We start from the raw sequence: 1693 nt of genomic DNA, 5'->3' as shown, positions 1-1693 counted from the left end.
GAAGACAGGATTGTCCTGGTGTCCCAGGCGCCCTCGCGCCCGGGCAAGATGGTTCGCAACAGATCGACGTCGAGCGGCTGTGTTGCCAGATTGAAGTATGGCAGATGCACCTGCTCGGTACGCGTGCTTCGCCACGGCCCCGTGCCATACGCGTCCGTGGCGACCACGACCCACTCGGCGTCTACGGCGCCGCCGGCGGTGCGAACAGTCCAGCCATCACCTTTCGGGTCGGCGGCGACGACCGGACTGGACGTGTGTATCGTCACTCCGGCTCGGAGACAGGCCTGGGCAAGGCCGCGCGCATAGGCGAGCGGCTGCAGCGTGCCGGCGCGCTCGTCGAGCAGGGCGCCGCAATAGGCCGGCGTGCCCAGCCTTGCTTTCGTTTGCGCGGCATCGAGGACACGCACCGGCGCGCCGCGCCTTTGCCATTGCGCCTCGCGCTCCTTGATCTCCTTCAGCCCTGCCGGACCGACGGCGCAGTGAAGCGTACCGCTTCTTTCCAGTTCGCAGTCGATGCGATGCCTGTCGATGATATCCATCACCAGTGCCGGGCCGTCGCCCAGCAACCGCAGCAAGCGCTCGCCATGGACAGGGCCGAGCGCGGCGAACATGTCGTCGGGCATCAGCCACAAGCCGGCGTTGATCAGCCCGACATTGCGGCCCGCGCCGCCAAAGCCGATCTCACGGCTCTCCAGCAAGACCACCTTCCGGCCTCCTTCGGCGAGATGAAGGGCGCAGGACATGCCCGTGTAGCCGCCGCCGACGACAACCACATCGGCCGATACGTCTGCGTCCAATGATGCCGTTGTCGGCGGTTCGGGCGCGGTCGCTTGCCATAGACCGTGCGAGCGGGGATCATTCAGCATCGGTCGCTGTCGCTCCCAAGGCGCGAACAAGCCGCGGCAATGCGCAGGATCGCTTCCATCAACTCTGTTTCGGATGTCGCATAGGAAATGCGAAAGAACGGCGACAGGCCGAAAGCCGCGCCCGGGACAACCGCGACGTGGGCTTCCTGTAGCAGATAATCGCAGAAGTCAGTGTCGGTTTCGATCGGCTTGCCGGCGGGCGTTGTCTTGCCGACCAGACCAGCGCAACCCGCGAAGGTATAGAAGGCGCCTTCGGGCACGCGGCAGTCGATGCCATCGATGGCGTTCAACCCGGCAACGACGAGATCGCGACGGCGACGGAAGCCCTCGATCCGTTCCTTCAGGAAGTGCTGAGGACCGGACAGCGCCTCGACCGCTGCGGCCTGGCTGACCGATGACGGGCAAGACGTCGACTGGCTCTGCACCACCGCCATTGCCTTGATCAATTCGCGCGAGCCGCCGGCGTAGCCGATCCGCCAGCCGGTCATGGCGTAGGCCTTCGAAACGCCGTTGACGGTGAGCGTGCGCCCCTTCAGGCGTGGCTCCAGCGCAACCGGCGTGACGAAACGGAAATCGTCATAGACAATGTGTTCGTAGATATCGTCGACCAGCAAGCGGACATGCGGATGCCTCAGAAGGACCTCGATCAGCGGCTGATAATCGGTCGCGCTATAGGCAGCACCGGACGGGTTTGAGGGGGAGTTGAGGATCAGCCATTTCGCCCTGGGCGTGATCGTTGCGTCGAGCTGGTTCGCCGTCAGCTTGAAACCGGCTTGCGCGCTGCACGGGACACAGACCGGCTTGCCTTCGGCAATGGTGACGATATC

2 protein-coding genes are annotated in these 1693 nt (G+C 64.7%); both read right to left on the bottom strand.

What is annotated here, in order from left to right; genetic code table 11:
• Positions 1 to 866 (bottom strand): FAD-dependent oxidoreductase (locus tag EN749_RS35255; protein WP_145991165.1); only part of this gene is annotated, 866 nt, incomplete at its 3' end.
• The coding region (locus EN749_RS35250; RefSeq protein ID WP_145991164.1) for a pyridoxal phosphate-dependent aminotransferase at positions 860 to 1693 on the bottom strand (834 nt) is incomplete at its 5' end. The genes EN749_RS35250 and EN749_RS35255, both read right to left, overlap by 7 nt.

Source organism: Mesorhizobium sp. M7A.F.Ca.ET.027.02.1.1, from assembly GCF_004022985.1.
Lineage (GTDB): Bacteria > Pseudomonadota > Alphaproteobacteria > Rhizobiales > Rhizobiaceae > Mesorhizobium.
This window is presented reverse-complemented; position numbering and strand designations above follow the sequence as displayed.